We start from the raw sequence: 24,785 nt of genomic DNA on the forward strand, positions 1-24,785 counted from the left end.
CCGCGAGGATGCGCTCGGGGCTGCGGGCGTAGCGGAGCGGATGGCTCCCGATGTCGTCTACGGCGAACATGACGCGACGGATGCCCCACGTGATCATGTGTAGCAGTCGCACCCGGGACCGCAGCCGCAGACGTCGGTCGCGGCCGCCGGTCCCGGCGAAGCGGCGGCCGGAACCGCGCAACAGCCCTTGCCCTGCCAGGCGTCGCGGCCTTCCCTGACCGCGATGGCGGCGATGACGAGGGCGGCGATGGGGTCGGCCCAGGACCAGCCGAGTACGGCGTTGAGGGCCAAGCCGATCAGGAGGACGGCGGAGAGGTAGGTGCACAGCAGGGTCTGCTGGGAGTCGGCGACCGCACTGGCTGAGCCCAGTTCACGGCCGGCCTTGCGCTGGGCCGCGGAGAGGAACGGCATCACGGCCAGGGACAGGGCGGCGATGACGATGCCAGGGACGGAGGGTTCGGCCTCCCCGGTGCCGGCCAGTGCCCGGACCGCGTCGACGCTGACGTACGCGGCGAGCGCGAAGAAGGACAGGGCGATGATCCGCAGGGCGGTCTGCTCCCGCGCCTCGCGCACCGCGTGCTCGCGGGCGGAGAACTGCCAGGCCACCGCGGCGGCGGAGGACACCTCGATGACGGAGTCCAGGCCGAAGCCGATCAGCGCGGTGGAGGAGGCGAGCGTACCGGCGGTGATCGCGACGATCGCCTCGACGACGTTGTAGGCGATGGTGGCCGCGACCAGCAGTCGTATGCGTTTCGCAAGCGCGTCGCGGCGGATCGGAGACAGACCCGTGCCGACGGATATCTCCGCGGTCATCAGCAGCAGCCTCGCGTCTCCGCGTCCGGGCACGTCTTGTCCGCCTCGACCGACACCACGGCGGCGCGCAGGTCGTCCAGCGCTCGTCCGAGGCGCTCGTCGGCGAGCTCGTAGCGGGTACGCCGGCCGACCGGCACCGCGACGACGAGGCCGCAGTCGCGCAGGCATGCCAGGTGGTTCGACAGCCGGGTCCGGGAGATCTCCAAGGCGTCGGCGAGGTCCGCGGGATGGGTGGGCGCCTCACGCAGGGCGAGAAGGATCCGGCAGCGGATGGGGTCGGCGAGGGCGCGGCCGAACCGCGCCAACACCTCGATGTCGGTTGCGAGAGTCAGCACACCGACTACGGTACATGAAAGCTTGAATTCATCAGATCCTGAATCGACCGACATGCGGGTGCCGTCGCCGGCACCGAGTCACCACAGCTCCTGGCCCACGAGGCAGGCGAGCCCCGTCAGGACGGCCAGGAGCAGCGCCGGGAGCGCCAAACTCTTCGCCAGCGTGGTCAGGGCCCACGTGACGTTCGACGCCGACTTTGTGTAGTGGTCCCGTCGCTCGCGCAGGTCGTGGCGGGCGAGCGCGACGAGGACGAGCGCTACCGCAGCGGTGACCAGGGACCATATGAGTGGTGTGAGCACCCCGAGATCGCTGATGTGTGTCTTGAGGTCGCCTCCCTGGCCTTCGTCGGCGCGGCGGTCGATGGCGTCAACCGCCCGTGCGGCGGCCTCGACGAACCCGACGACCGAGGTGACGGCCAGGACGATGGCCACGGTGGCGAAGGCCGGAGCGCGGCGAGACGTGGACGCCACCCGGCTTGTCTGCTCCTCCCGGCCGGTTGGCGCCTTGGTCGATGACGGAGCTGACGATGGAGCTGACGACGGACCGGGTGCCGGACCGGGTGCCGGACCGGATGTCGGACCGGATGTCGGAGCGGGGGTCGGCGACGGAAGCGGAGACGGTGACGGAGCGGTGGCCGGAGGCGGCGACTGGGCGGGGACCGGAGACGGCGACGGATCGGTGGCCGCAGGCGCCTCGGGCGGCGGGGTGTGGACGACGAGCGTCTCCGTCGGCGGCGAGGCGGTCCCCTCGGGTGCCGGCGGTTCGGACGTCGTTTCGGGCTCGTGCGCCGGCTCCACCACCACCTCGACATGAACCACAGCCTCGCCGGCGACGCCCTTCAGCACGACGTCCCCGGCAAGGGGCCCTTGTGTGAAGGTCTCCACGCGGATGTTCAGGCCGGTCGTCGACGGCTCGACCCGCAGCCAGGACTCCTTGGACTGGGCCACGCAGTGGCGGGCGAGGGGCGGGCCGCCCAGGGTCACCGACTGGCGCCGCGGGGCCGAGCCCTCCGGCACCGAACCGAAGTCCAGGTGTTCAGGGGAGGGAGCCACCCGGATCTCACGCAGGGCGCCGACCGCCTGGTCGGCTATCTGCCGGATGTCGTTGCGCGCGATCTCCTCCAGGTCCTGGCGGGCCCCTTCCGCGATGGGGAGGGAGTCGTCACGCAGACGCGAGCGCAACTCCTGGACGGCGCCCTGCCGGGTCAGGGGGTTCTCGCTGTTGATCGCGTCCAGCAGGTAGGGCGGCGAGGGGATCCCGGCGATCTTGATGCGGCCACGCCGACTGTGCGCCAGATGCAGGTCTCCCTGCATCTCCATGGTCCGGCTGGGCGTCTGGTTCGGGTTCTGCTCCCGCACGTGGTCGAAGACGTACTCGTACAACTCGTCGCATGAGATCTTGCCGTCCTCGTCGAGGTCGGCCTCGCCGGACTCCAGGCCCTGCACCACGGCGTGGGTGAACACGGACGGCCGGGGGGCGGAGTTCTCGGCCAGGTCGGGGCCCTCGAAGGCGTACTCCATGGAGTTGGACGCCGTGATGACCGCCCAGCCCCGCCCGCCGGGTGACGTCTCCGCCTCGAACGATTCGAGGACGTTCACCTCCCCTGAGGCGCGTACCGAGGCCGACCCCCGGGAGAAGGCTCCGCCGTAGCAGCAGTCGAGGAACAGGACGGTGCTGCCGGCTCTGGTGCGGGTCATGCACTGCCGGACGAACTGGGCCGGGACGGCCGTGGCGTCCAGCAGCCGGGGGTCGGTGTCGCTGGCGGCGAAATAGAGCTCGCCGGACTCGCTCTTGATGCCGTGGCAGGAGAAGTGCAGCAGCATGATGTCGCCGCGTCGGCGGTCGGTGAAGAACCCCTGGATACGTCGGCGCATCACGTGGGCGGGCTCGTTGCGTACGACATCTACCTCGAAGTCACCGATCTCGGGATCGTGCAGGACCTCGGCAAGGGCCGCGGCGTCCTGCGCCGGTGCCCGGAGTTTCTTGAGCCCCTGATCGTCGTAGCGGTCGTTGGCGATGATCAGCGCATGCCGGGATTCCGTCATGTCTGGCGCTCCATTGTCGAATGGCGCTGCACGAAGAGGTCGAAGGCTTGTGCGACCTGCTCGTCCGACGCCTCCGAGATGTCCAGCACGTCGTTGTCCAGCGTCAGGCGCAGTGACGGGCGGGCGTGCTGGCATCGGCCCAGCCAGCCCCGGAGCACGGTGACCACCTGGCTCAGAGCGGTTGCCGAACCGCCCAGGGCGACCAGGAGGGATCCGATCGAGGCCACGTCCACGGCTCGCGCACCGGGCGGAACCTCTTCGGCCGCCGGGGCTGTCACGTCGTCCACGTCGAGTTGGAGCAGTTCATCGCGCAGATAGCCGGTCAGCTCGGCCACGCGCTCGGGTTCCGCTCCCTCCTCGGAAAGGAGGATCTGCAGTTCTTTGTCCACCGGGTCAGCCCCCTAATTCAGCGAGCAGGGGCGGCGCAGAGTCGGACCGACGGTGGCTCCACGTCCTTCCTCCAGTCTGTGCCGTCCGCCGTGTTGGGGCAAATCGCACCTGAAGGAATGTGGCGCCATCGCCGAGTCGACCACGTCCGATGGCATCGGCGACCTGGCTCGCGTGGTGTGTGACATCAGCGTCGAGTGGCGTTGGTCTGGTGGGTGACATCAGTGTCGAGTGGCATTGGTCGTTCGGCGGGCGTCTGAGCGTGAGCGTGGCCGCGACCGTGACCCATGTGGTCAGATGAATCCGTGGTGGCCGGTCCTCGAATGACCGCAGGTGTCCCTGGCACACCTGGAGCTGGCGCCTTCGTACTGGTCGCAGGGGCACCGATAGCAGTACTGGGCGTCGGGGTCGAAACGCCGGCCGATGGCGGCCAGCCGTGAGTTGGCGACCTTGTCGAAGCTGCGTAGCTGTTCTTCGAGCGTGCTGAGGTCCGCCTCGTTCTCTGCGTACGCCTTCTTCTCGGCGTCTGTGAGGCCGTACGTGGGTTGCATGTTCCCTCCCAACGCTGGGTCGGGTGGTTCTTCCCTTGTATCGAGGATGGCTCAGTGACCAACGCTCTGCATGTCGGCCACCGGAAACCTGCTCAACCACCCCTGACAGACGACGGACAGGACATCGCTCCTGCAATACCCTCACCAGGATGAACAGCGAAGCTGTGGCGCATCTGGAGTGGTGGGCGAACACCTCAACCTGCCTCGCCCGCATACCCGTCAGCGTCGAGGCTGCGACCGGGGATGCCTGGAGGGCGACCGCGCTGCCCGAGCTCGACCCGGAGACGCGAGACAGCCTCGCCTTCCTCATCGACCTCAGCCCGGTCTTCACCCTCCGCTTCAAGAACGACGCGGTCGTGGAGGTTGTCGCAGAGCTCGCGGGAGACCTCAATCGTCTGCATCTGCGCACTACTCCAAGTCCCCACGAGTGAGGGAGCCTTCAGCCGCACGAGAACAGGCCGTCGCGCTGACAGGCAGACGCAGACCAGGTCCCGCTCGCAGAGGGACAGGCAGTGGCGCCCACGCCGCTCGCGGACCGCTACCTGCCGAAGACCGCGTCATTTCCGAACGCGATAGCGTGGGTCGTCATGGCTGACGTCTATGAGCTCTCCGTCGTGCTCAACCTGCGCGAGGACCTGTCCGACGAAGAACTTGCGGAGCTTCGGTGGCATCTGGGGCTCGGACCCCGGCCGGAAGTCCTCCGCATAGTGCCCGAGTTCCCCATCGTGGTGGAAGACGACGCCGGCGAACCTGTCATCGAGAACCATCCCGTGCCCCTTCTTGGCCGGCACGGCGCCGCGTGGAAGGTGGGTGGGGCACTCACGGCAGTACTTCTGCGACCGGACGACCCCACGCACGGGGCATGGGTCCTGACCATCCGCCAGGAGATCCACCCCGACGAGTTCGACATCACGGCCGAACTCCTCACCTGGTTGGCCGGTAGGGCGGACGACCGGCACCGTCCCGACGCCGAGGCGGTTCACCTGGGCTGGACCCGGTTCCATGAAGCGGACCGGTTCGAACCTCTGACCGTTCGAGATGGCCAAGTCGCATGGCCGTAGAGGCCCCGCACGGGGTGGAGTTGGCCCAGTCGGCGTTCGCACCGCGGACGAACAGGCATGGCGGGCCCCGTGAGCTCGGCCGGACAGCCGGACACGCGGCGAACGGTCGTGTGCGGCGAACGGTCGTGTGCGGCCAGGACGGCGGACGGCGGCATGCTTGCCTGTGACGACACCACCCAAGGATCCCGGTCCACGGTCTGCGCGGACTCACTGCGGCCGGCGAGATCAGCACTCCGCCCCGCCGACGGCCGACCGCATCAGTCGCCGAGCATGTCGAGGATGTGTGGCCACGCGGCCGCGCCGAGGAGCGCGTCAGCTTCGGGCGTGCCTCCGTACTGGAAACGCGAGGAGGCCGAGGCCGTGCTCTCACCGGGAAGTCGTGGCCGGTGGCCGGCGTCCTGGCGGGTAATCAGTCTCACCGGAGCGGAGGCCGAGCGCCGGCGTTGCGCCAACTCCTCGGCGAAGGGCAGGGATGGCCACATCGCGTCGTCACCACCCGCGACAAGCAACAGATCGGCCCGGGCCCTCTCCACGGGTATCTCCGCGGGGGGAAGTCGATGGACGAGGGTTCTCTCGCTGAGCTCGTACCATGCGCGGATGGCGATGGGACCGCCTGACGTGTGTGGGGGAGTCCAGGAATCGTCCATCGGAAGGAAGGGAAGCGGCTGCTCCCTCCACGTCCATGACGACCGATAGGGCAGCTGCTCGCCGTCGCGGCCCGGTCCGATGTTGCACCAGACCCGCGATGTCGGCGACAGCGCGATGACCACGTCCACGCGCGGCTCGTGCACCGCGGTGAGCAGGGCGGCTTCAGCCCCCTTGGAGGTGCCGAGGATGCCGATGCGCCGCGCCCCGCCCGAGCGGAGAAGATCGACGCCGTCGACGAACGTCTCCAGGGGGATCTCGCAGATTCCCGGAGACTGTTCGGGCCCGCCGAACCAACGGATCGCCAAGGCCGCAAAGCCCTGCTCGGCGAGGATGCGCGCCCTCTCCCGTTCGATGCGCCCACTGGAGCCCGCCAGGACCAGAACGCCGACGTCAGCGCCGAGGGTGGGAGCGATCAGAACGCCTTCCCACGGATGGGTCAGCTCCCGCTCTGTCAGTTCCACGCGCTCTCCCCGCGGTCCGCCCCCAGCCGCTCTGTGTGCCAGGGCAGCCTGCTCGGCCTTTTATGCCCCGTACAGGTGACAGGTAACGCCCCGTCGGCCCGCTGTCTGGGAGTTCATTGGTGAAGCGGGGTGCCGGATTCGCCTCATGACACCGAAGTTCGGCCGCCAGTTCGCGTGGGGGCCTGTGCGCGGGCTCGCACGATGATCTTCCCGGTGTTCTCGCCGTGCAACATTCCCAGGAACGCGTCCACGATGCCATCGAAACCGTCAACCACCGTCTCGTCCGGAGCGAGCCGGCCGCTCTGGATATGCGGCACCGCGAACTCGTACAACTCCTCTTGCAAGTCACGGTAGTTGCTCACCAAGAAGCCCTCCATGCGGATGCTCTTCTCCACGATGTCCGCGTAGTCGAAGCGCGGCGACGTCGCGTCGGGGGTGTTGTACTGGCTGATCGTGCCGACGCGGACGATGCGCCCGAACTCGCGCAGTGCTCCCACCGCCGCGGCCAGCTGCTCGCCGCCGACGTTGTCGACGAACACGTCGATACCGCCAGGCGCCGCTTTGCCGAGAAGGTCGGCGGCGGGCCCGTCGTGGTAGTCGAAGGCGGCGTCATAACCCACCTCCCGCGTGAGGTGGCGGACCTTCTCCGCGGACCCCACGCTGCCCACGAGCCGTCCGGCGCCGAGTAGTTTGGCGAACCGTCCGGTCGCCGTGCCGACCCCGCCCGCGGCGGCCGACACGAACAGGTCCTCCCCTTCCTGGAGCCGGGCGATCCGGGTCAGGCCCACATAGGCGGTCAGGCCGGTACCGCCGAGGGTGCTCAAGTACGCGGTCAGGGGTACCGCGTCGAAGCGGGGCAGCTGCCGCATCTCCTCGGGCGTGACCACCGCGTGCGTGCGCCAGCCCCGCCGATGGAAAACGATCTCGCCCTCGGCCAACCGAGGCGTGCGCGAGGCGATCACCCGCCCGATGGTGCGGCCTTCCAGAGGTGCGTCGAGCGCGAAGCCGCCGGGCACATCGTCCATCATCTCGCGGTGGTAGGGGTCGACGGACCAGTAGAGGTTTTCCACGAGCGCGCTGCCGGGTGCGGGGTCGGGAAGCGTGGACTCGACGAAGGCGAAGTGTTCGGCGGTGGGAAAGCCGTGGGGGCGGGCGGTCTGGTGCACGGTGAGAGCGGTCTCGTTCATGCCCGGACCGTAAGGCGGGAATGCGCCACCGGGGCAGCCTGTTGGGCTCATGCGACACACCGTTCCATGAGCAGTTCTCATACCTTGAGGTGAGCGCCCCGTGGCCCGTACGACTGACTCCGATCTCGCCCCGCGGGAACTGCGCGTCCTGGTCGCGGTCGCGGACACGGGCGGCTTCTCGGCCGCGGCCGGCACACTCGGTCTGACGCAGTCAGCGGTCTCCCACTCGGTTCGCGGCAGCGAGCGCAGGATCGGTGCCGTCCTCTTCGAACGCGGCCGCACCGGCGCCCGCCCCACCCCTGCCGGAGAGAAGGCTGTCGCGCACGCCCGCCGGGTGCTCCGCCTGCTGGACGTCCTGACCTCCGAGGCGCGCGCCGCCGCGCGGCCCGATGCTGCTGAGGGGGTGCTGCGGATCGCGGCCTTCCGCAGCGCGGCCCTGCACCTGCTGCCGCCCGTCCTGCAGCGGCTACGCGCCCGAAACCCCGGGATCGAGCCTCGGGTGCGGATCGTACGCGAGGTGGGGCGAGGTACCGCGGGCGAAGTGGCCGACGGGAAAGCCGACGTAGCCATCGCCACACTGGGCGGCTCCGTGCCGCTTCCACCCGCTCTCGTCGCGCGCGGACTCCTCGAAGAGCCGTATGCCCTGGTACACCCGACGGGTCACGCCGCCCCGCGCTCGCTCCCCCTGGTCGACTGGGCCGAGAACTGTGGCTCGTACACCCGCAATTGGTGGGCGACACAGGACTGGATCCCGAAGGCGACCGTCGAGGCCGAGGACGACGGAGCAGTGCTCTCCTTGGTGAGCGGAGGCCACGGCATGGCGATCATGCCGGCGCTCTCCTTGGCCGGAGCACCGGACTCGGTGGGGATCACCGACCTCGGCGCCGAGCGCCCGACACGCCAGGTCGGCTATGTCACCACCTCCGAACTGGCCGGATCCGCTGTCGTGCGCGCCTTGGTGCGGGAACTGCGGGCGACGGTCCCGCAGGGGACGAGCCATCTCAGCGGTAGGGCCGACCGGGCGTGATCACGGCGAAGACCTGGCGGAGACTGGCGAAGACCTCCGGTGTGGTGGAGCTGTCCAGGACTGCACCGCACGGAGGCCCTCCTGTCCCACCGTAGTGCCCGTCTGACCGCCCACTGCCCGTGGGGCAGTACAGCCAGGGCCTGTCCGGCGGAGCTTGCCGGACAGGCCCCTGACGCGAGAAGGGATCAGCGCTTGAGCGTGAAGCTGAAGTCGCCGGAGAGCTTGCCGCTCAGCCGGGTTGCCGAAACGACATTCCCCTCCGTGATCAGTCTCTCGACCTCGCCCCGCGAAAGGCCGCATCCTTCAGCGATCAGTCGCGTCGGCCGGACAGGGATCCGCGCCGCGAAGCGGACCGAGACGTCGATCACCTCGCGGTCCAGGTGATCCGGTCCGTCGGTGTCGAGGCGCCAGGCGTTGTCCCAGTCGAGGGCGATGCGATTACGGTGCTGCACGATCGGATCCTGGAGCAACTCAGCGGTCAGGCCAGGGTCGTTGTCATGCAGTCGGTCCAGCAGCTCAGGTCGTACGGAGCGCACGTTCATCCGCTCCAGGAGCGTGAGCTTCGCAGTCACGCCGCAAGCGGTACACAGCACGAGCAGCCAGGCGTCTATGAGCTTGTGGTGGGCGTTGACGCGGAATTTGCCGCTGGCCCGGAATCGCTCGGACGCGCATGTGTGGCAACGCCGGAGAACGAGCGGCAGGCAGGTGGGCACGACCACCCAGGTTTTGAGCACAGAAGTACACCGGTTTCAGTGAGAAGTCCGCAGCAAAAAGGAGCGCGGCGCACAGGCGCGACGCGCGACGATTCAGCACTCGGGAGGTCTCACACGGTGTACAACGGCAGGTCCTTGCCTCGACAACTCGGTTCGCCAGCACGGTAGTAGCGCACAGGGGCGCCGCTCCACCGGTTTTCGAGCGCCTCACCGCCACAGCTGGCAGGCCCTCGTCATCTCCGGTGCCGTACGCGACCTGCCTATCGGGACCGACGTCCCCAGCGGTCAGAGGCTGGCGAGCAGGCTGTCCAGTGGGGCCGGGGCGCGGTCGGGGTCGAGTGCCTCGACGAGGACGCGGCCATAATGGATCTTGCGTCCCTTCTTCGTTCCGAGGAAGCGCCTGAACTGCTGCTGTGGGGCACGGCCCTGCTGCGCGGGCTGGCGCAGGAAGGTCCGCAGCGCGCGCAGGTCACCTTCCGCCCGGACAAGCTCCTCGACCCGTGACACGCCCAACACACGGATGAGCTCGTCCTCCAGGTCCGCCGCGCAGACGAAGAAGCCTTGTGGTGGCGCACTGGCCCGTTCGAAGCCGCGGGCGTAGTAGCCGCGCTCCGCCTCGTCGCACAGTCCCGTGAGGCGGAGGCCCAGTCCAGGTGAACCTAGGAGACCGGCGTAGTGCCCGACGCTCATCGCGCCGCCGATCGACAGGACGCAGACGCCCTCGGCAGCCAGGTTCCGGCCGCGGCTCGCTGCCAGCGTGTTGACCGCGGCGACGTCGCTCGGCCCTTCGAGCAGGACGGCTGCCTGGATGGGCAGCCGCGCGGCGAGCTCGCGCGCGGGGGCGCCGGGGCCACCCGCCGCCCACGCGGTGACCGCGTCCCGGAACGCCTCCATGTCAGTCATGGGACGAGTCTCAGCCCGTTCCGGCAGCAGCGCGAGAGAATTTCCCCCGGTACCTCGGTCGACCGTGAGCTGTTGGGCCCGAGGCTGCCGGACGACGAGCCGGCCTGGCCCTCGTAGTCGCTGCCGACGATTGAGAGAGACCTGTCCGCCGGGCTGACTGTGACGTTGCAGGGCGACGCAGGACCTGTCCGGGTGAGTCACGGCCCTGTGGTGCCCTCCTGAGTCCGAGAGATATTCGCTGGCCATCGGGTCATTCGGTTGGCAGGCTCCGGTCATGGACTCCCAGGTCAACGACGTGCCGAGTCAGTCCTGGCTCGGTGCCCCCATCGACGCCCGCCCTCTGTTCGCTCCGGAACACACCGCACTGATGGCCACGCTGCGCGGTTTGGCGCCCTCCGACTGGAGCAAGGAAGCTGTGCCGGGCTGGACCGTCCACGATCTCGCCGCACACATCCTGGGCGACTGCTACGGGCGCCTCGCCCGTGGCCGCGACTCTCGCCGGGAAGGTCCCGCCGTCGCGCCGGGCGAGACGCTGGAGGCGTTCATCCACCGCATCAACCAGGAGTGGGTGGAAGCCTTCTCCCGGGTGAGTCCGGCCGCGCTCACCGACACCCTCGGCCTCATCGGCGGTCAGATCGCCCCGTTCTTCGAGGCCACCGACCCCGACTCGCCGTCACTGGGTGTGTCCTGGGCCGGCGTCGACCCGGCGCCGATGTGGCTGGACAGCGCCCGCGAGTTCACCGAGTTCTGGACCCATCGCCAACAGATCGGCCGCGCGGTAGGCCAGGGCACCGACCCTGATCCGCGGTTCCTGTCCGTGGTGCTGGACACCTTCATGCGGGCCCTGCCCCACACCCTGCGCGAGGCCGCCGCGCCGGTGGGCACACAGGTCCGGGTGCAGATCGACGGGCCGGCCGGCGGCAGCTGGACGGTCACGGCCACCGGTCCCCGCTGGTCACTCGCCCAGTCGGACGCCGGACGTCCCGCGGCTCTCGTACGGCTGGACGCGGAGACCGCTTGGCGCCTGTGCACGCGCGGCATCCAGCCGGACACAGCCCTCGCTCGCGCCCGCATCGACGGCGACCGCGAACTGGCCGAGTCCGTCTGCCAGATCGTGTCCATCGTCTACTGACCGCATCCTCAATTTACGCCGCCACGCCCGTGGTGGCCGGCGTGGGCCGGGTCGCCGAGCCGTCGAAACGCGGCCAGGTCTCCTGCACCGCGTCCCCGGCCTCACCCACCTGCCCGGACGCCAAAAGGCGATCGAGTACAGAAGCGGCCGACGTGCGCCCGGGCCCTGAACGTCGTGAACGGCTGATCGGCAGCCTTCCGTCGGAGGGCCGAGCTTCCGAGGCCCCGTCAGCCCGAAGGCCGCCCTCTGCGGAGTATGTCGGCCGTGCGGTCGCCAACGTGGGGGGTGAGAAGGGCGGCCCGCGCCGTCTCGCGTCGGAACGCTTGGGCGATGGCGCGCGCCTCGATGCCCGCCTGGCGAAGGACACCTGTGAGGGGATTGGTGTATCCGGCGAAGTACAGGCCCACGGCTTCGGGATTGGTCCGTGCCCCTACGGCGAGGGGTAGCCCGGCCTCGTCGAGTACGCCCAGGGACCCGACCAGGCCGTGCAGGTTGGGCTGGTACCCGGTGGCGGCGATGACCGTGTCGGGTCGCAGCCGGGTGCCGTCGGCCAGCAACACGTCGGGGCCGTCGAAAGCCTGGACGGCGGCGACCGGCTCCACCCGCCCAGACCGGACAGCGTCCACGAAGCCGTGGTCGAGCACCGGGTTGACCCCTTCGCGGACATTGCGGGTGTACAGACCCGTGCGGGGCCGCGGCAGTCCCCGTGACGTCAGGTCGGGCACCGCGAGACGTTGCGTGAGCAGGGAGGTACGGTCGCGCCACCCGAGCGGGAGGGCCTCCGTCAGCCGGCCGACCGCATGCCATCGGGCGCTGGAGCGGGGCAGGATGTTGGGTGGGGTTCGGACTGCGATCCGTACCCGCTCGGCACCTGCCCCGGCCAGGATGCCGGCGATCTCGGTACCGCTGTTACCGGCGCCGACCACCAGGACGTGCTGCCCGCGGTAGGGGACCGGAGAGCGGTAGTGGGCCGAGTGCAGCAGCGTGCCGGTGAAGGTCGAACGCCCGGGCCAGCGGGGGAGGTTCGGGGTATGGCAGCGGCCGGTGGCCACCACGACCGCGCCGGTGGGTACGGGGCCGTCGGGGGTGTGGAGCAGCCACCGGGCTCGCGAACCGGGCTCGGCCCGTTCGATGCGCTGCACCGGGGTGGTCACCCGGACGTCGAGTCGGTGGTGGGCGACGTAGCTCTCCAGGTAGCGCACGTAGTCGTCCCGGCTCACCCATGGGCCCGCCTGGCGCGGCACCGACAGACCGGGGAGTTTCGAGGTGCCGGGGGTGGTGTGCAGGCTCAGATGGTCATACCGCTGTGCCCAGCTCGCTCCTACTCGGTCAGACCGTTCCAGGATCACGGTCGGCGCGCCGGAGCGGCCCAGCAGCGCGGCGGCCGCCAGGCCGTGGGGACCGGCTCCGACCACGATCGTGAAAGCGCTGAAGTCTCGCTGTGGTGTCGGGGGCATCGCCTCCTACAACGGCGGATCGCGGCTCACGTCACGCTCAACGTGGCGGCACCAGGCCTGCGGAGTGACGATGCCGACCTGTTCACCAGAATTGGGGCGGCTGCCGTTACACCGGCCGTACGGACTCGTTGAGACCGGGTGTCAGCGCGCCGCCACCTCGCGCAGGCGATCGGCCAGCCCAGGGGCCGTCCGGGCCAAGCGCAGCTGATCGGCCAGGAGTCGGACGTGTCGGGGGAGCAAAAGCCTGCGTGGCCCCGGCCCCTGTGGCGGGCTTCTCCTCCGGGCCGGCTCGCTACGCCAATCCGATCCTTCGAGGGGCTCATGTGCAGGGAGCAACGACGCGTCACCGGCCACGGCTGTCGATCAGCGGAGTCTGCAAGGAGTACGGCGGCAGGCAGGTCCTGCGCGGCGTCGACCTTGATGTGCCCGCCGGGACGCTGGTAGGAGTCGTCGGCGAGAACGGGGCGGGCAAGAGCACTCTGCTGCGCATCGCCGTAGGACACCTCGCACCCGACCGCGGAACGGTGACACGGACAGGCGCGGTGGGGTACTGCCCGCAGCGAGCGGTACTGAACGACGCGTTCACCGTCGGACAGCACCTGCGGTTGTTCCAGATGGCCTACCGGCTGGCGACGCTGGAGCGCGCCGGCGAGCTGATGGAACTGCTGGCACTGACCGGCTGCCGCCGACAGCGGGTCGGCGAGCTCAGTGGCGGAACGCGACAGAAGCTGAACCTGCTGATCGCCCTCATGCACGATCCGCAGTTGTTGGTCTTGGACGAGCCCTACCAGGGCTTCGACTGGGACACCCATCAGCGGTTCTGGACCCTGGCCGCCGATCTGCGTGATCAGGGCCGGTCGATCATCGTGGTGTCGCACCTGCTGCACGACCTGCACCACTTCGACGCGATCGCCCAACTGCGCCAAGGGCGCCTGCACTTCGAGGAGACCAACCGTTGAGGCTCTCCTGGACGGCGTTCACCGAACTGCTGCGCTGCACTCTGCTGGGCCACCTGCGCAACCGGCTGGCCTTGGTTCTGGCGGTCGCGTTCATCCCGGTCTGGATCGCCGTGGCCCGCCTGTGCACGTCCGACGTAGTGGTGCGCGTCTGGCTGGACGCCGTCAGCGCGCCCGTCTCCGCCCGGGCCAGCCAGGTGGGCCAGGTGGCCAGCGCTCTGGGCGCCATCACCATGGTCGCCGGCTTCATCACTTTCACGGAGACCTTCCAATCGCGGCAGATGGACCGCCGCCTGCTGCTGGCCGGCTACCCCCGACTGCCGATGCTGCTGGCGAAGCTTGCCGCCGTCGCCCTCACCGCCTCCCTGCTGGCCTTCTACACCACGATCCTGCTGTGGATCTCCCTGCCCGTACGCCACACAGGCCCCCTGGCGCTGGCCCTTGCGGGAGCCGGGCTCGCCTACGGCGGCATCGGCCTGCTGCTCGGCTCTCTGGTCCGCGGCGAGCTGGAGGGGTTCTTCCTCATCATCATGCTCAGCCTGGTGGACACCGGCCTGCAGAATCCCGTCTTCAACACACTCATGGACGTGACAGGCGTGGCCGCGCTTCCTCTGTACGGCGTGAACCAGCTGGCGCTGAGCTCAGCCCTCACCCCACACGTCCCCTGGTCCCACGGCCTGCTCTCCCTCACCTGGTCCGCAACGACCGCCGCCTTGGCGCTGCTCGTCCTCCACACCCACCGCCCTTCCCGCTCACCGTGGTCCCTCAGATCGCGGTTCCGCCCTTCCTAGACCCTGACCAGCAGACCCACCCGTCCCGACGGACCCGGACCACCCCTCCGGAGCCGTGGAGCCCGGCGCCCACCCGACGTGACGGCCGGTCCCTCACCCTGCCCAACAAGCCGGAGCGGCCCGTCAGATGAACCGGCGAGCCGTCACGAAGGATCCATCAACGATGGCCCGTCATACCGGCTCGACGGGCAGCCACAGTTCGCAGGTCGCCGTGCTGAAGTCGTCCGCGCGCTCGAGGACCGCGACGATCGAGGGACCTGGCCGGAGACGCCAGGGGTTGGAGGGGAACCACTCGGTCGCGGTCGCGGCCCAGGTCGACTGCAGGGTCTGCGGATACGGTCCGGCTGTGCGGAAGACCGCCCACCTGCCGGCCGGAACCTCGATGGCGTCGAGGTCGCCGGGGGCCGGCGTGCTCTGGGAGACAGCGACCCCGTGCAGGTAGGTCAGTTCGCTACCCTCTTCGCCGTCCGGGTCCAGGTCGTCGCAGACCTGCAGCAGGCCCTCCGGTTGGGTGTCGCCGAGTGCCTTCAACCGGAGGTGCTCCTCCTGCGGCAGTGCGGTGATGTGCTGACGGATGTGCGGATTGACGCCCTGGTGGACGAGCGGAACCCGGGCCGCGTGTCCGATCAACCGGAACGCGGGGCGGTCTACGAGTCGGGTGTCCATGGGGGTGCTCCCTTCTACGGTCAGGCGGAACCTGACCTGCGGTTGTGTACGCAGGGGGCCTCCGTCGCAGCGCACGTCACTCGGGCCGGCGCCGTGGACCGCGCGGAACGCGCGCCCGAACGCCTCGGCGGAGCCGTATCCGTGGCGGACGGCGATGCTCAGCAGATCGTCCTCACCCCGGACGACGTCGGCAGCGGCGACGGTCATGCGGCGTCGGCGTACGTACTCCGACAGCGGCATGCCGGCCAAGGACGAGAACATCCGGCGCAGGTGGTATTCCGTCGTGCCGAGCCCACTGGCCAATCCGCGGACGTCGAGCTCCTCAGCGAGGTGCTCTTCGACGAGGTCGACAAGCTGGTTGAGTGCCGAGATCACGAGGCCTCCTTTCAAGGTCAACCCTGCCGGAAGAACACGGGCCGTACCCGACCGCAGCGGTTCGATCCGATCATGCGCCTGGGCGGCCACGCAGCCGACGCACGTTCATGCCCCCTTGGCCACCAGGGAGGCGCTCGCCGGAGCTCCGGAGCGGGAGTTCGGCCGGCGCCGGACCACAAACTGATCGCGAGGCCGTGCAGGTGCCTCATGTCCCTTGACCTGAAGTGCGATTGAGCTCCTAGCGTTCCCCCCAAGCTGATCATCTGACGGCAGGAGAACGCGCTCGTGATCCTCGTGACCGGAGGCACCGGCAACATAGGACGTGCACTGCTGAGGGAGCTGGACGCATGCGGTGCGGGGCCGCTGAGAGGGCTGACCCGTGACGCCGCACGGGCCACGTTCCCCGAAAGGGTCGAGACCGTCGAGGGGGACCTCGTGGAGCCGGTGTCGGTGAAGCCCGCCCTGGAGGGCGTGCGTTCGCTGTTCCTCGTGTCGCGGCTGGGTCCTGACGCCGACATCATCGAGGCCGCCCGGCTGGCGGGTGTGGAGCACGTGGTGCTGGTGTCGTCCATTACCGTCCAGACCCATCCGCACCTGGGCCCCGCCGACGAGAACCTGGCGGTCGAGCGGCTGCTCACGGACAGCGGCATGGCCTGGACGATCCTGCGGCCGACACAGTTCGCATCGAACGCTCTGATGTGGGCGGCGTCGATCCGCGACCGTGAGACGGTCCGCGCGCCGTACGCGGACACCGGGCTGCCCACGATCCACCCGGCGGACATCGCGTCGGTGGCGCGGGTGGCGCTGACCGAGCCCGGCCACCGGGGGCGGACGTATGCCCTGACCGGTCCGGAGCCGGTGACAGCCCGGCAGCAGGTCCTGGCCATCGCGGCGGCACTCGGGCGGGATGTTCCCTTCACCGAGATCAGTCGGCACGAGGCTCACACCCACATGGCCGCGGTCTTCGGGGACGAGGCGGCGGACGCGGTGCTCGACGTCACGGGAGGAGACGTCAACGACGAACTGCTCGCGGTGCGCGACACGGTCGCACGGGTCACCGGCTCCCCGGCCAGACCGTTCCGCCAGTGGGTTGCGGAGAACGTCGGCATCTTCCGCTGAGACCCCCGGCCCGTGAGAGCCGGGCGCCCGGTGTGCTCGAGATGTCCGGTGCCGTCGTGGAACCCGACGTGGGGTGAGTCCGCGGCGACACCGCGATCCGTGAACCTGGTCGGCGTCCCCGGCGTCGAACCGACGGCGTGTCTGCCCGTCAGCGCGGCACGTCGACCTCGCGGAAGTCGGACTTGCGGATCTTTCCGTGGATGCCCTTCACGCCGTCCACGACCTGGGAGACCGCGAAGTCGCCTGCGGCGCTGAGGTACGCCATCGCCAGATGACGGTCGATGCGGTAGTCCGTCACGAGCAGGTCCAGCGCGCAACGCACACAGTCCCGCATCGCCACGTCCAGATCCTCGTCCAGTCCGATCGCCACGAGATAGTCGTCCGTCTCGGCGAACGGGGCGACGCGTCCGTGGCCGGGCCGTAGAGCCGCACCACCGGGCACCACCTCGAGTTTGACGGTGGCGCGCAACGACGCCTCGAACGCGGTGAGGGCGACCTCGCCGTCGCCCTGAGCGAAGTGGGGGTCGCCGAAGTAGACCAGCGCGTCGTCGACCTGCACCGGAAGGAACAGAGTGGCGCCCTCGCCGAGGAGGGAGATGTCGATGTTGCCCCCGTGGCTCCCCGGCGGTACCGAGTGCGGCCGCTCGTCCCCGGGTACCGCCACCCCCATCACACCGAGGAACGGCCGCAGCGGGAAGCGCAGGGAGCCACGGGCGGGTTCGGAGGGATCCACCGCCAGCCGGCCCCACGCGCCGTGACGATCCGCGTGTGCCGTGGCGAAGGTGAACGCGGGACCGGGCAGCGACGGCATCTCGCCGGGGAGCGCGCCGAAGCCGTGCCGTGCGGAGATCATGCCGTACGGAACCCGCGGTGTGAGGCCGAGGACGCTCACGGCGAGCAGGTCCCCGGGCCGGGCGCCGGCCACCGCGATCGGACCGGTGACCAGGTGCGGCCCGTCATCATCGAAGTGATGCGGCACGCCGGAGTCCGCGATCTGCTGGGCGTCGTCGAGCACATGGGCGCCGCTGACGCCGTAGCGGGCGAAGAACGCCCGCGGGTCGCGGCCCTGATCCTCGAGGAGCCCCTCGTGGCTGATCGTGTCGACCGTGACGACGGAACCCGATGGCACGACCGCGCACGGTGAGTCCGCCTCGCACGGAAGGCGGCCCCACAGCGTGTTCGCGGGCGTGGCAGGGACGTAGGTAGTCGACGGGATCGCTCCGTGGCCGGGCTGGAGGATCGGGAAGCCGGTCGCGGCGACGTCGAGGAGGGGCGAGTCGATGGCTGGCATGGCCCACCTTTCGTGGAAGGAGGCCTCGACGCTATGAACGTCTCGTTGCCGTGCTGTTTCACAGGGAGGTCCGCGCCGTGAAGTTGTCTCGTATCGCAACATGACATCTCGCATAAGAGTTGGCTCGGGAGCTTCCCGTCACCGCGCCGTCGTGTCGTGAAGCCGTACGGCGGCACGCACACCGCAGCGCACAACGCATCGCGCATCGTGCATCGCGTTCGCGTCGCTCGGCCCTCGTTCACGGGCCATCGCGTCTGTGGCCGTGCCGTAGCCCCTTGCCTACCTGTGCTCGGTGGCCGGTCGGCTGGTGCCCGGAGGCCGGCCGGCGGACGTGGTCCGCGGGCCGGCCAGACCTCAGAGGTCCAGGACGAGTCGGTCGCCCTGACAGCGGCCGACGCAGACCATCATCGTGCGCCCGGCTAGGCGTTCCTCGTCGGTGAGCACGGAGTCCCGATGCTCCGGCGTGCCGGCGAGCACACGGGTCTCGCAGGCACCGCAGTAGCCCTTCTCGCAGTCGTAGGACAGGCCGCTGACGGCGTCGCGCAGGACCTCGATGAGGCGGCGGTCGGCCGGCACGGCGAGGGTGACTCCCGTGCGGGCCAGCTGAACCGCGAAGGGCCGGTTCTCCGCGGCGTCGAACGCCGTCTCCAGGTCGTCGCCGGCGGAGAAGCGCTCCAGGTGCAGTCGGTCGGTGAGGTCCAGGCGGGCGCACTCGCGCTCGACGGCCGCCAGCATCGGCGCCGGACCGCAGGCGTAGACGGCGGTGCCCGTGTCCAGCCCGCTCAGCAGCCGGGGAAGGTCCGGCAGCCCGGCCTCGTCCTGCGGGAGCAGGGTGAGCGCGTCGCCGGCGACGGCGGCGAGATCGTCGGCGAACGCCATCGTCGAGCGGGTGCGCCCGCCGTACACGACGGTGAAGGGCGTGCCGCGTCCGGCGGCCTCGCGGACCATGGCGAGGATCGGTGTGACGCCGATGCCGCCGGCGAGGAACAGGTAGGACGGCGCCTTGGCGAGCGGGAAGTGGTTGCGTGGCCCGCGTACCGCGAACGTGGCTCCCGGGCGGGCCAGTTCGTGGAGCTCGGCCGAGCCGCCCCGGCCCCGGTGCTCGCGCAGGACGCCGATGCGCCAGGTCGTGGCGTCGGCGGGGTCACCGCACAGCGAGTACTGACGCAGTCTGCCCGAGGGTAGACGCAGCTCGACGTGCGCGCCGGGCCGCCAGGCGGGGAGCGCGCCTCCGTCCGGCAGGCCGAGGTCGACGGCGACCACGTCGTCGGCCGCGCCGCGTACCGCGGTCACCCGCAGCGGGGTGGGCGTGCTCAGCGCGCGGGCCGTGCCCGCCGTCGCGGTCGCCCGGGGGGCGGGCGTGAAGACCGCCGGGACCGCGTCCCAGCCGGACTGGTTGCCGCGTGTCGGGTAGGGGACGAGGCCTTCCTCGATCACCCGGTAGTCGGGCAGCCGGGTCAGCACCTGCGTCATCATCGCGCGGAACATGGCTCGGGCGAGGTGCGCGCCGGCACACCGGTGCGAGCCGATCCCGAAGCTGAGGTGGCGACTGGCGTCGCGGTCGAGTCGTACCTGCTCGGGCTCGGGGAACACGGCGGGGTCGTGGTTCGCCGCGACCCACGGGATCAGCACCCGGTCGCCCGCGTGCATCGGACAGCCACCGACCTCGGCGTCGCCGGTGACGGTGCGCGCCATCGACTGCGATGGGGCGAACGCGCGGAGGAACTCCTCGGTCGCGCTGTCCAGCAGGTCGGGGGAGTCGATCAGCCGCTGACGCTGTTCGGGGTGGCGAGCCAGGTGGACGAGCGTCGATCCGGTCAGGGAGGTGGTGGTGTCGACGCCGCCGGCGATAAGCAGGCCGATCACCGACACCAGCTCGTCCTCGCCGAACTCGCTGCCGTCGGCACGCCGGCCGGCCACCAGCGTGCTGACCGCGTCGGCTTGTGGTGCCGAGCGGCGCTCGGTGATCAGCTCGCGGATACGCTGGTCCATGTAGGCCAGTCCGGCGGCCCCGCGGACGGCGCGCTCGCTGCCGGCCGGCGCGGCGAAGATGTCGTGGATCGGCCCGGCCAGCTTCGCCCAGTCCTCCTCGGGGAAACCGAGCCAGTCCAGGGTGACCGCGGCCGGCAGCGGGTTGGTGAGGTCGCGGACGAGGTCGCAGGAGCCGAGCTCGATGAAGTCGTCCACGACGCGGGCGGCGTGGCGCTCGATCATGGGTACCAGTTGCCCGACCGCCTCCGGGGTCAGCAGTGGGTTGATCAGTTGCCGGTACTCGGTCGAACGCGGCGGGTCGAGCTCGATCGGATACTGCTCGAGTCCCGGCCCCTTGGGGATGACGATGCCGACCCCTGAGCCGCCGTTGTCGCTGCGGGCCGAGGAGAACGTCGCGTCGTCGCGGGCGATGCGGGCCACGTCGGCGTACCGCGTCGTGTAGGTGAACCCGCCGTGGGCGTCCGAGCGGCCTACCGGGCAACTCTCGCGGAAGTGCGCGTAGTAGGCGACGGGATCGGCGTTGGCCTCGTCGGAGTGGTGGTCGAAGTCGATGTCGGCGGACATGGTGGGCACGCTCCACGTGCTCGGACCTGTGCGCGGTGTTGTCCGGCCGCGCCACCGGATGTCTGGTGCCTCGTCGGCGTCGGCCACCCTAAGGTGTTGCCGCCGTGTGCGACAACGGATGGTGGGCGACGTCTCAGAAGGTCAGCACAGCTTTGCCGACCGAGCCGGACCGGACGGCCGCGACGGCCTCGTTGATCTGCTCGAACGGGAAGTAGGTGATCATCTTCTCGACCGGGAAGCGGCCCTTGGCGTTGAGCTCGAGCAGCCGGGGCAGGAAGAGCTGCGGCAGGCTGGACCCGGCGATGATGCCGGTGACGGTGCGCCCGTTGAGGATGCTGCGCCACTCGAAGCTCATCGACTCGCTGGGCCCGATGCCGATGACTCCGGCGCGACCGAGCGGCCCGAGAGCCTCGACAGCGGTACGCAGGACGTCCTCGCGCCCGGTCGTGTCGATGACGAAGTCGAAGCCTCCGGGGACCAGGGCTGCCAGCTGGTCGGCGACAGTCCCGGTCGAGGAGTCCACGGTGTGTGTGGCGCCGTAGCCGCGGGCGGCCTCGAGCTTGGCCGGGTTCACGTCGACGGCGGCGACGACCTCGCAGCCGCTCAGCGAGGCGGCGATGACCGCGGCCACGCCGACGGCTCCTGCCCCGAAGACCGCGATCGACGAGCCGGGGCTCGGCTGCAGTACGTTGAGCACGCCGCCGGCACCGGTCTGGAAGCCGCAGCCGAAGGGCCCGGCTCGCCGCAGGTCCAGTGACGGGTCGATCTTCACCACCGCCCGCTCCGGTGCGACGACATGGTCGGCGAACGACGACTGGCCGAGGAAGTGGGCGTTGACCTCACGCCCCTGGTGGGTCACCGCGGTGGAGCCGTCGGGTCGGCGGCCGGAGAAGTTCAACGCGTCGAAACCGCGGCAGTAGGCGGGTGAGCCGGTCCTGCACAGCCCGCACGTGCCGCACGACGCGAAGGACATGGCGACATGGTCACCCGGGCGCACGGACGTGACGTGCGCGCCGACCTGTTCGACGATGCCCGACCCTTCGTGCCCCAGGAGCGCGGGAGTGGGGAAGAAGCCGGCGAACTCCAGGTCGGTACCGCAGATGCCGACGCCGACGACACGGACGAGCACCTCGTCCGGGCGGGGTTCGTCCAGGTCCACCTCGGTCAGGACGAAGGGCTGTCCGGGTTGCTCCAGCAGAGCGGCGGTAGCGCGCACCAGGTCTCCTTTGTGACTCGCATTGCGAGATCGCATCTTGACATGCGCGACAGGGTCGGTCAAGGTTCGCACTATGGCGGCTGTTGACTTTCCTTCCTCCCAGCATTTCCTTGACGGCGAGTGGGCTGAGGCCCGCGACGGCGGCACACTGGATGTCGTCGATCCCGCAACCCGGCAGGTGATCACCACGGTGGCCCGGGCGGGTGGGGCCGACGTCGATGACGCGGTCGCCGCGGCGCGCCGCGCCTTCCCCGGCTGGGCTGCGACCAACCCGAGCGAACGCGGGGCACTGATCCGGCGCTGGGCCGACCTGATCATGGCCGACGTCGAGGCCCTCGCGGCCATCGAGGCCAGGGACGTGGGCAAGCCCCTGTCCGGCGGCCGGACGAACATCTACATCGCCCACGGCATCATCGACTACTTCGCCGGAGCGGCCGACAAGCTCACCGGAGTCACGCTGCCGACCCGAAGTCCCTACTACCTGGGCTACACGGTTCCCGAGCCGTACGGCGTGTGCGCCGTCGTCATCCCGTGGAACGTTCCTGCCGTGCTCACCGCCGCGAACGTCGCGCCGGCGCTCGCGGCGGGCAACACGGTCGTCCTCAAACCGTCCGAGATCGCTCCGCTGTCGCCGTTCGCGCTCGCCGAACTCGCCCGCCGAGCCGGTTTCCCGCCGGGTGTGATCAACGTGGTCGCGGGCCTCGGCCCCGAGGCGGGCGTCGCGCTCACCTCGCACCCGGACGTCGACCACATCAGCTTCGTCGGCTCCACCGCCACCGGGCGGGCGATCATGGCGGCCGCCGCACAGAACCTCGTCCCCGTGAAACTGGAACTCGGCGGCAAGTCGCCCAACGTGCTCTTCGCCGACGCCGACCTCGACACCGCGATCCCGGCCATCGTCGCCTCGATCACCGAGAACGCGGGGCAGAACTGCTACGCCGGTTCCCGGCTGCTCGTCGAGGCCTCGGTGCACGACGAGGTCGTGGAGCGGGTCGCCGCCGGCATGGCCGCGGTCAAGTGCGGCCCGTGGGAAGCCGACCTGGACATGGGACCGCTGGTCAGTGCCGCACAGTTCGCCCGGGTCAGCGGCTTCCTCAAGGACGCGCGTCGCGAGGGCGCGCGGCTGGTCACCGGCGGGGCCCCCGTCGGAGACGGGTGGTTCGTCAGGCCGACCGTGTACGACCGCGTGGACGCGGGCATGCGCGTCGCCCGCGAGGAGATCTTCGGCCCGGTGCTCGCCGTGGAGTCCTTCCGCGACAGCGCCGAGGCCACCCGGCTGATGAACGACACCGACTTCGGCCTGCTGGCCTGTCTCTGGACCAACGACATCTCCCGCGCCCTGCGGCTGGCCAAGGACGTGCGTTCAGGCCAGGTCACGGTCAACCAGTTCCACGACGCCGGCGTCATCGGCTTCCCGTTCAACATGCAGAAGGACAGCGGCTTCAGCCGGGGAGGCGGGTACACGGCGCTGCGCGAGTACACCCAGGAGAAGGGCGTGGCCATCAGGCTGCTGGCCCGCTGAAACAGGACACCATGAGCACCTCCGCCGGAACGTGGTCGGGACCGGCCCGACAAGGGCCAGGGCCGGACGCCGAGCCTGCTGTACTGGAGCGGGAACTGTCGGAGGCCGTACTCGCCGGCGCCGGTTGTCTGGACGTGCTCCGCGCCCTCCGGCGTGCGACCGGCACGCATGTGCGCCTGCTGTCCGTCGAGGGCGTGCCTCTGGCGACCACCGACGGTGGCGCGGGAGTGCCGGCCGCGGTGGCTGAGGGCGTACTCGCCGGCGGGGCCGCACCGGCGGTCGACACGCTCGACGGATCTCGGGCCACTGCACTACCCGTGCGTGCGGGCACCACGGTGGCCGGCGTGCTGCTGACTGTCGGTGCCGATGATCCGCGCGTGCGAGCGCTGGCCGGTGCCGCCGTCACCGCACTGCTCATCGACGCCGTGCGTGCCGGGGGCGACCCGGTCGAGTTCTCGGTGCGGCACACGCCGGCCGACGTCGTCGCCGCGCTGCGGTCCACGACGGTGAGCGCCTCGGTGTGCGCGGCGGCCGCCGGGCTGGGGATCGATCTGCAGCGACCGCAGGCCGGTGCCGTACTGCGTTACCACGGTTCCCGCCTGCGCGCCTGGTCCACGGCCCTTGCCTGGCTGGAGCACCCGGTGCAGCAGGACGGGCGCACGGCGTGGACGGTGGTGCCGGACGAGACCGTGCTCGCCCGCCTGCGGAACCGACTGCGCCTGATGACCGGCGACGAGTCCGCTGACCGTGTCGTCGCGGCGAGCGGCTCCCGAACCGACTCACCCGAAGACCTGGCCCGGTCGTTCACCGAGGCCGAAAGACTGCTGGGCCTGGCCCGGGCCCAGCAGGAGCCGCTGCTCACCTACGACCGCTGTGGGGTCGTCCAGGTACTGCTGCCTCTCCCGCGCGCGCGACTAGAGGCGTACGCCGAGGCGCACCTCGGGCCGATCCGGCAGCGTCCGGAACTGATGGCGACTCTGCGTGCCTGGCTGGCCGAGAGGGGCAGCCGCCAGAGCGTCTCCGAACAACTCCATCTGCACCGCAACTCGGTGGGCTACCGGGTGCGCCAGATCAAGAACCTCCTGGGCACGGACCCGCTGCTGCCCGCCGCGTCGGCGCGACTGCACCTGGCGCTCACGGCCCTGGACCTGCTCGCGGCCGACGACCACGCCGCCGACCCCCAGGTGTGCGGCGAGGACGAGCCGGTGTCCGCCGGACGCTGATCCGGCATGCGCTCTCGGCTTGCCGGGTCGGGCACTGACCTGACTTCGCCCTGGGCTTGCCGGGTCGGGCACTGACCTGACTTCGCCCTGGGCTTGCCGGGTCGGGCACCGACCCGACTTTGCCCCGCTTGCCCGGCGTGACACTGACCCGACCGCATCCCGTGCACGTCCTCCGGACCGAGCCGACATCAGGCTTTTCCGCCGCGCCCGAGTGGTGCGGCGTCGCCTGTTCGTGTACCTGCTCGACCCTGCCGCAGCCTGGGCTGTTGAGCCTCACCGCAGGCGATACGCCCGCGAAACCAAGATGTAGCACCAGGGCGTTGACAGCACCGTTCGGCAGGGGCAGAGT

The 24,785-nt window shown here is 70.2% G+C and carries 23 protein-coding genes and 1 pseudogene; 9 read left to right on the forward strand and 15 right to left on the reverse strand.

Going from position 1 to position 24,785, the window contains the following annotated elements; translation table 11 throughout:
- Positions 1–93: 93 nt before the first annotated feature.
- The 5 genes from AQJ84_RS23865 to AQJ84_RS23885 form a co-directional block, all read right to left on the reverse strand.
- Positions 94–813: a cation transporter gene (locus AQJ84_RS23865; protein ID WP_053191065.1), complete on the reverse strand. Its 720-nt coding sequence runs from the start codon at positions 811–813 to the stop codon at positions 94–96.
- Complete coding sequence (locus AQJ84_RS23870; RefSeq protein WP_030037989.1) at positions 813–1,148, reverse strand: ArsR/SmtB family transcription factor; 336 nt, start codon at positions 1,146–1,148, stop codon at positions 813–815. The genes AQJ84_RS23865 and AQJ84_RS23870 overlap by 1 nt, the downstream gene beginning before the upstream one ends.
- 78 nt (positions 1,149–1,226) lie before the next feature.
- Entirely contained in the window at positions 1,227–3,194 is a 1,968-nt protein-coding gene (locus AQJ84_RS23875) for a caspase, EACC1-associated type (RefSeq protein ID WP_051869521.1), read from the reverse strand.
- On the reverse strand, positions 3,191–3,583 hold the full coding sequence (locus AQJ84_RS43145; protein WP_051869520.1) for a hypothetical protein: 393 nt from the start codon (positions 3,581–3,583) through the stop codon (positions 3,191–3,193). Before AQJ84_RS43145 ends, AQJ84_RS23875 begins: the two co-directional genes overlap by 4 nt.
- A gap of 291 nt (positions 3,584–3,874) precedes the next feature.
- Positions 3,875–4,132, reverse strand: a complete 258-nt coding sequence (locus tag AQJ84_RS23885) for a hypothetical protein (protein WP_030037986.1) — start codon at positions 4,130–4,132, stop codon at positions 3,875–3,877.
- Positions 4,133–4,281: 149 nt separating this feature from the next.
- Between AQJ84_RS23885 and AQJ84_RS23890 the strand changes: the two genes are divergently transcribed.
- Both AQJ84_RS23890 and AQJ84_RS23895 read left to right on the forward strand, forming a co-directional pair.
- Entirely contained in the window at positions 4,282–4,563 is a 282-nt protein-coding gene (locus tag AQJ84_RS23890; protein WP_063753037.1) for a hypothetical protein, read from the forward strand.
- A gap of 156 nt (positions 4,564–4,719) precedes the next feature.
- On the forward strand, positions 4,720–5,193 hold the full coding sequence (locus tag AQJ84_RS23895; RefSeq protein WP_030037984.1) for a hypothetical protein: 474 nt from the start codon (positions 4,720–4,722) through the stop codon (positions 5,191–5,193).
- A 257-nt stretch (positions 5,194–5,450) separates the two neighbouring features.
- Here AQJ84_RS23895 and AQJ84_RS23900 read toward each other — a convergent pair whose 3' ends face one another.
- Positions 5,451–6,302: an acyl-CoA thioester hydrolase/BAAT C-terminal domain-containing protein gene (locus AQJ84_RS23900; protein ID WP_030037983.1), complete on the reverse strand. Its 852-nt coding sequence runs from the start codon at positions 6,300–6,302 to the stop codon at positions 5,451–5,453.
- 143 nt (positions 6,303–6,445) lie between these two features.
- Positions 6,446–7,489, reverse strand: a complete 1,044-nt coding sequence (locus AQJ84_RS23905; RefSeq protein ID WP_037802056.1) for an NADP-dependent oxidoreductase — start codon at positions 7,487–7,489, stop codon at positions 6,446–6,448.
- A gap of 100 nt (positions 7,490–7,589) precedes the next feature.
- Between AQJ84_RS23905 and AQJ84_RS23910 the strand changes: the two genes are divergently transcribed.
- The gene (locus AQJ84_RS23910) at positions 7,590–8,516 is read left to right on the forward strand and encodes a LysR family transcriptional regulator (protein ID WP_030037981.1); all 927 of its coding nucleotides are present in this window, start codon (positions 7,590–7,592) and stop codon (positions 8,514–8,516) included.
- Between the two features lie 185 nt (positions 8,517–8,701).
- On the opposite strand, the gene AQJ84_RS23915 is transcribed toward AQJ84_RS23910, so the two are convergent.
- Together AQJ84_RS23915 and AQJ84_RS23920 are read right to left on the reverse strand one after the other, a co-directional pair.
- Positions 8,702–9,250 carry a DUF1062 domain-containing protein gene (locus AQJ84_RS23915; protein ID WP_030037980.1) on the reverse strand — a complete coding sequence of 183 codons (549 nt, stop codon included), beginning with the start codon at positions 9,248–9,250 and terminating at the stop codon, positions 8,702–8,704.
- A gap of 264 nt (positions 9,251–9,514) precedes the next feature.
- The gene (locus AQJ84_RS23920; protein ID WP_030037979.1) at positions 9,515–10,132 is read right to left on the reverse strand and encodes a TOPRIM nucleotidyl transferase/hydrolase domain-containing protein; all 618 of its coding nucleotides are present in this window, start codon (positions 10,130–10,132) and stop codon (positions 9,515–9,517) included.
- Positions 10,133–10,406: 274 nt separating this feature from the next.
- Here AQJ84_RS23920 and AQJ84_RS23925 point away from each other — a divergent pair, with 274 nt between their 5' ends.
- Positions 10,407–11,264, forward strand: a complete 858-nt coding sequence (locus AQJ84_RS23925) for a maleylpyruvate isomerase family mycothiol-dependent enzyme (RefSeq protein WP_053191025.1) — start codon at positions 10,407–10,409, stop codon at positions 11,262–11,264.
- 16 nt (positions 11,265–11,280) lie between these two features.
- On the opposite strand, the pseudogene AQJ84_RS44295 reads toward AQJ84_RS23925, so the two are convergent.
- Together AQJ84_RS44295 and AQJ84_RS23930 are read right to left on the reverse strand one after the other, a co-directional pair.
- Positions 11,281–11,405, reverse strand: a pseudogene (locus AQJ84_RS44295) (RNA polymerase subunit sigma-24); the annotation flags it as partial.
- Between the two features lie 86 nt (positions 11,406–11,491).
- Positions 11,492–12,721 (reverse strand): flavin-containing monooxygenase, encoded by a 1,230-nt coding sequence (locus tag AQJ84_RS23930; RefSeq protein WP_051869517.1) that lies wholly within the window; start codon positions 12,719–12,721, stop codon positions 11,492–11,494.
- A gap of 323 nt (positions 12,722–13,044) precedes the next feature.
- On the opposite strand from AQJ84_RS23930, the gene AQJ84_RS23935 reads away from it, so the two are divergent.
- Together AQJ84_RS23935 and AQJ84_RS23940 are read left to right on the forward strand one after the other, a co-directional pair.
- Positions 13,045–13,680: an ABC transporter ATP-binding protein gene (locus AQJ84_RS23935; protein ID WP_079022650.1), complete on the forward strand. Its 636-nt coding sequence runs from the start codon at positions 13,045–13,047 to the stop codon at positions 13,678–13,680.
- Complete coding sequence (locus tag AQJ84_RS23940) at positions 13,677–14,468, forward strand: hypothetical protein (RefSeq protein ID WP_059198865.1); 792 nt, start codon at positions 13,677–13,679, stop codon at positions 14,466–14,468. The genes AQJ84_RS23935 and AQJ84_RS23940 overlap by 4 nt, the downstream gene beginning before the upstream one ends.
- A 171-nt stretch (positions 14,469–14,639) precedes the next feature.
- On the opposite strand, the gene AQJ84_RS23945 is transcribed toward AQJ84_RS23940, so the two are convergent.
- A complete protein-coding gene (locus AQJ84_RS23945; RefSeq protein WP_053191028.1) occupies positions 14,640–15,509 on the reverse strand; it encodes an AraC family transcriptional regulator in 870 nt (289 codons plus the stop codon).
- A gap of 285 nt (positions 15,510–15,794) precedes the next feature.
- Here AQJ84_RS23945 and AQJ84_RS23950 point away from each other — a divergent pair, with 285 nt between their 5' ends.
- A complete protein-coding gene (locus AQJ84_RS23950; RefSeq protein ID WP_030037971.1) occupies positions 15,795–16,628 on the forward strand; it encodes an SDR family oxidoreductase in 834 nt (277 codons plus the stop codon).
- 148 nt (positions 16,629–16,776) lie between these two features.
- On the opposite strand, the gene AQJ84_RS23955 is transcribed toward AQJ84_RS23950, so the two are convergent.
- The 3 genes from AQJ84_RS23955 to AQJ84_RS23965 all read right to left on the reverse strand — a co-directional run bounded on the left by AQJ84_RS23955 (position 16,777) and on the right by AQJ84_RS23965 (position 21,691).
- Positions 16,777–17,919, reverse strand: a complete 1,143-nt coding sequence (locus tag AQJ84_RS23955; RefSeq protein WP_051869515.1) for an acetamidase/formamidase family protein — start codon at positions 17,917–17,919, stop codon at positions 16,777–16,779.
- 354 nt (positions 17,920–18,273) lie between these two features.
- Positions 18,274–20,475: a cytochrome P450/oxidoreductase gene (locus AQJ84_RS23960; protein ID WP_051869513.1), complete on the reverse strand. Its 2,202-nt coding sequence runs from the start codon at positions 20,473–20,475 to the stop codon at positions 18,274–18,276.
- A gap of 133 nt (positions 20,476–20,608) precedes the next feature.
- On the reverse strand, positions 20,609–21,691 hold the full coding sequence (locus AQJ84_RS23965) for an NAD(P)-dependent alcohol dehydrogenase (protein ID WP_063785363.1): 1,083 nt from the start codon (positions 21,689–21,691) through the stop codon (positions 20,609–20,611).
- A 73-nt stretch (positions 21,692–21,764) separates the two neighbouring features.
- Between AQJ84_RS23965 and AQJ84_RS23970 the strand changes: the two genes are divergently transcribed.
- The gene (locus AQJ84_RS23970; RefSeq protein WP_030037966.1) at positions 21,765–23,213 is read left to right on the forward strand and encodes an aldehyde dehydrogenase family protein; all 1,449 of its coding nucleotides are present in this window, start codon (positions 21,765–21,767) and stop codon (positions 23,211–23,213) included.
- A gap of 11 nt (positions 23,214–23,224) precedes the next feature.
- Positions 23,225–24,436 carry a PucR family transcriptional regulator gene (locus tag AQJ84_RS23975; protein ID WP_079022651.1) on the forward strand — a complete coding sequence of 404 codons (1,212 nt, stop codon included), beginning with the start codon at positions 23,225–23,227 and terminating at the stop codon, positions 24,434–24,436.
- Positions 24,437–24,785: the final 349 nt, after the last annotated feature.

The organism is Streptomyces resistomycificus (assembly GCF_001514265.1).
Taxonomy (GTDB): domain Bacteria; phylum Actinomycetota; class Actinomycetes; order Streptomycetales; family Streptomycetaceae; genus Streptomyces; species Streptomyces resistomycificus.